General features: G+C 67.8%; 4 protein-coding genes and 1 pseudogene. 1 reads left to right on the top strand and 4 read right to left on the bottom strand.

The annotated features are described in order from the left end of the window. Positions 1–1,293 (bottom strand): 2-oxo acid dehydrogenase subunit E2 (locus NBV68_RS17020; protein ID WP_296312111.1); only part of this gene is annotated, 1,293 nt, incomplete at its 3' end. 147 nt (positions 1,294–1,440) lie between these two features. On the opposite strand from NBV68_RS17020, the gene NBV68_RS17015 reads away from it, so the two are divergent. Beyond that, positions 1,441–1,893, top strand: a complete 453-nt coding sequence (locus NBV68_RS17015) for a universal stress protein (protein ID WP_296312108.1) — start codon at positions 1,441–1,443, stop codon at positions 1,891–1,893. Between the two features lie 31 nt (positions 1,894–1,924). On the opposite strand, the gene rnr is transcribed toward NBV68_RS17015, so the two are convergent. From rnr to NBV68_RS17000, 3 genes and pseudogenes are all read right to left on the bottom strand, one after another. Next, positions 1,925–4,225, bottom strand: coding sequence for a ribonuclease R (rnr, locus tag NBV68_RS17010; RefSeq protein WP_296312106.1), 2,301 nt, complete (start codon positions 4,223–4,225; stop codon positions 1,925–1,927). 131 nt (positions 4,226–4,356) lie between these two features. Further along, positions 4,357–5,697, bottom strand: a complete 1,341-nt coding sequence (locus NBV68_RS17005; RefSeq protein ID WP_296312105.1) for a M28 family peptidase — start codon at positions 5,695–5,697, stop codon at positions 4,357–4,359. Between the two features lie 37 nt (positions 5,698–5,734). After that, positions 5,735–5,927, bottom strand: a pseudogene (locus tag NBV68_RS17000) (proline--tRNA ligase); the annotation flags it as partial.

The following is a 5,927-nucleotide window of genomic DNA, read 5'->3' as shown; positions in this document are numbered from 1 at the left end:
GGTTGCCACTTCGATCGCGCCGTTCACCACATAGGGCGCCTGCTGGCCCGCGCCCACCGCAAGGATCATACCCTGCGGCGGGTTGATCACCGCGTCGAACTGCTTGATCCCGAACATGCCGAGGTTCGAGAGGCTCGCCGTGCCGCCCTGGTATTCGTGCGGCATCAGCTTGCCGTCGCGCGCCTTGCCCGCAAGCGTCTTCATCTCGGTCGAGATCGCGGCTAGGCCTTTGGTGTCGGCGCTGGTGATGACCGGCGTGATCAGGCCCGAGGGGGCGGCCACCGCCACGGAGATGTCGGCGCGGCTGTAGCGGCGCAGCGTGTCGCCGTGGTAGCTGACATTGCACTGCGGCACGCGGATCAGCGCGCGGGCGAGCGCCTTGATGAGCAGGTCGTTGACCGACAGCTTCACCCCGTCGGGCTCGAGCGACTTGTTGAGCTGTGCGCGCAATTCCAGGAGCGGATCGAGGCGGATGTCGATGGTGAGGTAGAAATGCGGGACGGTCTGCTTGCTCTCGGTGAGGCGGCGGGCGATGACCTTGCGCACGCCTGAGAGCTTCTCCTCGGCGAAGGGCGCGCCGCCTTCGATGGCGGGGGCAGGCGCGGGGCTCGCGGCCGGTGCAGGCGCGCTCGTTGCCGGGGCCGGGGCCGCGGGCGCCGCCGCAGCAGGGGTGAAGCTCTCGACGTCTTCCTTGACGATCCGGCCATTGGGGCCGGTGCCCTTGACCTGCGACAGGTCAATGCCCTTGTCGGCAGCAATCCGCTTGGCAAGCGGCGAGGCGATGATGCGCTGTCCCGAAGCGACGGGGGGCGGTGCAGGCGCGGGGGCTGCCGCCGGAGCGGGAGTAGGCGCGCCGCCGCCTTTGCTGATCGCGGCCTCGAGATCCTCCTTGGTGATCTTGCCCTTGGGGCCTGTGCCGGTGACGCCGGCAAGGTCGATCCCGGCCTGCTCGGCCATCTTCTTGGCAGTCGGGGTAGCGGAGGGGCCATCGGCGGCGGGCACTTCCTCGGCAGGTGCAGGGGCCGGGGCCGGGGCCGGCGCTGCCTCCTCGCCCTCCACCGTCAGCCGCGCGATCACCGCGCCGACCTTCACGCCCTCGGTGCCCGCGTCGATCAGGATCTCGGCGATCACGCCCTCGTCGACCGCCTCGAATTCCATCGTCGCCTTGTCGGTCTCGATCTCGGCCATCACGTCGCCCGAGGAAACCGTGTCCCCCACCTTCACCAGCCACTTGGCGAGCGTGCCCTCTTCCATGGTGGGCGACAAAGCCGGCATCTTGATGTCGAGGGCCATGATCCGTTGTAACTCCCGTGTACGATCCTTGGGTTTTCTCTGGCCAATTCCCTAGCGGCGAGCAAGGGCCAGAATGGCAGTTGAGCGCTGCCCCTTGCCAATCCATACGAATGCATTGATAGGCCGCAGCCGTAACGGGGCGAGACGATGCGCACATTTCTGGTCATCATCGACGAGAGCGAAGAGGCGACTGCGGCGCTGCGCTATGCCGCGCGCCGGGCTGTGGCGGTGGGCGGCGCGGTGCATTTGCTGGCGCTGGTGCCGCAGCAGAATTTCAGCGCTTTCGGCGCGGTGCAGGCGACGATCGAGGCCGAGGCGCGTGACCGGGCCGAGATGCTCGCGCACGGGGTCGCGGGCAATCTGCTCGCGGAAAGCGGGATCATGCCGACGATTTCGGTCAAGATCGGTCAGGGGCAGCGGATCGTCAGCGAGTTCCTCGCCGACCATCCCGAGGTCGGGGCGCTGGTGCTGGGTGCAGCCAAGGGCGCAGCCCCCGGCCCGCTTGTGACGCACTTCTCGGGCGCGGCGGGGAGCCTGCCCTGCCCGCTCTACATCATCCCTGCCGATTACGACGAGACCAAGAGCGACCACACGGTTTAGGCGCGGTCGCCCCCGGTCCTGGGCCCCCGCCCTACTTCTTGCGGCCCTGATGGCGGATATTGCCGGGTCGCCCGCGCTGGCCCACCATGAATTTTCCCGCCTTTCTTGGCCCGCCGGGGCCGCGCTTGCGGTCATCGGGACGATTCCCGCGCGGCTCGATCGCGTTCGTATCGGCGTCCGGCAGCACGAATTTGAGCGACCCGGTGAGCGGGTTGGCCTCGGCCAACTTCAGTTTCAGCCGGTCGCCGCTGGCAAAACTCGTCCCGCTGTCGGTGCCCACCAAGGCTTGCGCGGCCTCGTCATGGCGGAAATATTCGCCGCCGAGGGTGGAGATCGGCACCAGCCCGTCCCCGCCAAGGCCGACGATGGTGGCGAAGAAGCCGAAGGCCTGCACCCCGGTAATGCGGGTGTCGAACACCTCCCCCACCCGCGCGGAAAGCCAGGCGGCGACATAGCGGTCGATGGTGTCGCGCTCGGCCTCCATCGCGCGCCGCTCGGTCTGGCTGATCGCGTCGGAAACCTGCTGGAGCGAGTCGCGGTCACGGTCCGAAAGGCCGCTGGAGGCGGGGATCGATCCTGGCGGGGCGGGCTGTTCGAGCTTGTAGGCATCGACCAGCGCGCGGTGCACCAACAGGTCCGAATAGCGGCGGATCGGCGAGGTGAAGTGGGCGTAGGAGCCCAGCGACAACCCGAAGTGCCCCGCGTTCGCCGGCCCGTAATAGGCCTGGGTCTGGCTGCGCAGCACCGCCTCCATCACCAGCGCCTTTTCGGCCTCGTCGGTGACGTCCTTAAGCATCCGGTTGAACAGACCGGGGGTGACCACCTGCCCCAGCGCCAGCTTCTTGCCCATCGTGGCGAGATAGTCTCGCAAAGCGATCAGCTTCTCGCGGCTCGGCGGCTCGTGGATGCGGTAGACGACCGGCGCGGTCTTGGCCTCCAGCGCCTTGGCCGCCGCGACATTGGCCGCGATCATGAAATCCTCGACCACACGGTGCGCATCGAGGCGTTCGCGGATCGCGATCTCGGCGATGCGGCCCTCGGCGTCGAGCACCACGCGGCGTTCGGGCAGTTCCAGTTCGAGCGGATCGCGGGCGGTGCGGGCGGCACAAAGCGCGCGCCATGCCTCCCACAGGTTGGCGAGGTATTCGGGCGGAGCACTGCTGTCGACCGCCTTCTGGGCGTCCTCATAGGCGATGTTGTGCGCGATCCGAACGAGGGCGCGGGTGAAACGGAAACTGCTGACCTTGCCGTCGGCGTTGATGTGCAGGTGGCAGGCCATTGCCGCGCGGTCTTCGCCCTCTTTCAGCGAGCACACGTCGGCGCTGAGAACTTCGGGCAGCATCGGCACCACGCGGTCGGGGAAATAGACCGAGTTGCCGCGCTTGCGCGCCTCGCGGTCGAGCGCGGAGCCGGGGCGGACGTAGAAGCTGACGTCGGCGATGGCGACGACAGCGTTGAAGCCGCCCTGCCCGTCGGGCTCGGCCCAGATCGCGTCGTCATGATCGCGCGCGTCGGCGGGGTCGATGGCGACGATGGGCAGGTGGCGCAGGTCTTCGCGGGTCTTCTCCGACAGCTTGAGCTTGGCTGCGCGCGGGGCCTCTTCCAGCACTTCCTCGGGGAAGATGTGCGGGATGCCGTGCTTGGCGATGGCGATCATGCTGAACGAGCGCGGGGCGAGCGGATCGCCGATCACTTCGATGACCTTGACGCCGGCGCGGTCGGAGCGGCCCACGCGCTCGGCAATCACGAGTTGGCCCGCTTCGGCCTCGCCGACATCGGCAATGGGCGCGGACTGGCGCACGCGCTTGTCGACCGGCGCGAGCCAGGCCTTACCGGTCTTGTCGATCTCGACCACGCCCATCAGCCCCTCGGTGCGCGAGGGGAGCTTTTTCATGGGATGGGCAATCCAGGAGCCGCCTTCGGTTTCCTCGGTGCGGGCCAGCACCCGGTCACCGCGCTTGAGCGCAGGCGGGCGCTTCACGCCGGGGCGCGGGCGCGGTTCACGGATCGTGAGCCGCGGCGGCTTACCGGGGGCTTCGGGATCCCAGTTGTCGGGCTCGGCGATCAGATCGCCGTCTTCGATGGCGACGATCTTGAGCGTCGTCACCTTGGGCACCCCGCCCATGCGGTGGAACGCGCTCTTCTTGCCGTCGATCAGGCCTTCCTCGGCCATGTCCTTGAGCAGGGCCTTGAGCTTGATCTTCTCCTGCCCCTTGAGGCCGAAGGCCTTGGCGATCTCGCGCTTGCCAGCGGGAATGTCGGAGGTCTGGATGAAGTCGAGCACCTGTTGGGCGCTGGGCATTCCCTGAGGGAGCTTGGGAGGTCTGGGCATGGGGAAGCCCTAGCTTATCAATTTCGTCATTGCGAGGAGCCTTTAGGTGACGCGGCAATCCATGGCCTGGCGTTGCCACACGTGGTGAGCCCTGTTCATGGATTGCTTCGCTCCGCTCGCAATGACGAAGGTTATTCCTTTGCCACCGGCTCGAACGCCCCGCCGGGGACGGCGCTGGAGACGGGGGAGCAATATTCGCCATTGCAGGCGGCGACGCCGAACAGCCAGTCGTCGCCGCGCACACCTTGCAAGATCACGCCGAGATCGCCCGGCTTTTCCGGGGTGCCTTGCACGAATAGCTCCGCATCCCAAGCGGCGGCGTTTGTCGGGCGCTTGTAGCCTTTGAAGGTGGTCGCGCCCTCGGGCCGCTTCCACTCGATTTCGGTGTAAGTCTTCACCGCCGCATCCACCGTCACCTTCGGCGGCATCGGCGCGCGGGCGAGCGCGTCCAATGCACGCACGTTGAGCTTCGTCACCCCGGCGAGGTAAGCAAAGTCCATCTCCCCGATGGTGTCGCCATAGAACACCCCGTCCTCGGTCCGCAGGTCCTGGTGCTGGTGATCATAATCCTCGACCCCCACCGAGAAGCGGATCGCGGGGTAGCCCTTCTGGAGGAACGGCACCTGATCCCCGCCCCGGCCCATGCGGTCGGTGCGCCAGATCTGGCGCACCTGCAGCCCGCTCGCATCCTTCGCCGCAAGGTCGGCAACCCAACGCGACAAGTTGCGTCCGGGCGAATCGTTCTCACCCCCGAACCGCGTTTGCGAGGCGCGCAACCGGTCGGTCAGGTCGGCGCGCGGGCCTTCGGAGAAGACGCGCACGATCTTGGGCTCGCAATAGCCGTCCGCGCCGCAGGAATTGCCGACGATGTCGTTGTTGAGCACGGCCTTGACGGTAAAGCCCTGCGCCTCGGCCCAATTGGCGAGGATCTGCCCGCCGTGGAGGCCCTGCTCCTCGCCCGAAAGCAGGGCGTAGATGATGGTGGTGGGGTATTTCGTGCCGCTGAGCACCCGCGCCGCCTCGATCACCAGTGCGGTGCCGCTGCCGTCGTCATTGGCACCGGGCGCATCGGAGGTCGCGTCCATCACGTCGCTGACGCGGCTGTCGATATGGCCCTGTACGATCACGACCTCGTTCGGCCGCTCGCTGCCGCGCTGGATCGCGACCGCGTTGCGTACCAGCGTCGGCGTGGGGACGCGCGGGCCGGTGACGGTCTCGCCCACGGGGAGCACCTCGAGGCACCCTCCGCACTTCGCGCCGATGCGGCGGAACTCCTCGAGCCCCCAATCGACTGCCGCGCCGATCCCGCGCTTGGGGTCGGTCTGCGTGGACAGCGTGTGCCGCGTGCCGAAGCTGACGAGCCTCTCGACGTCCTTCTCCAGCCTTTCGGCGGAGACGTTGTCGGCAGGGTGGTTCTGGGCGGCGAGCGGGGTGGCCGCAATGGCGGCGAGCAACAGGGCGCGTTTCAACATCTGCCTTTTCTGCCCGCCCTCCGGCGGAGGCGCAAGCCTAGTAGGCCCGCGCCACCAGAATGCGCTCGACCGCCGGTTCGCCGGTGAAGATGCAGGTGCCCGTTGCCGCATCGCCGCCGCGCGGCACGTTGCGGATGGTGAGCTTTTGCGCCTTGAGCTTCTCGACCACGGCATCCAGCGCCGCGCCGGTCGGCTTGGCCCACTCCACCTCGACCCAACCGGGATACTTG

Origin of the sequence: Erythrobacter sp. (assembly GCF_023653175.1) — a bacterium.
GTDB lineage: Bacteria > Pseudomonadota > Alphaproteobacteria > Sphingomonadales > Sphingomonadaceae > Erythrobacter.
This window is presented reverse-complemented; position numbering and strand designations above follow the sequence as displayed.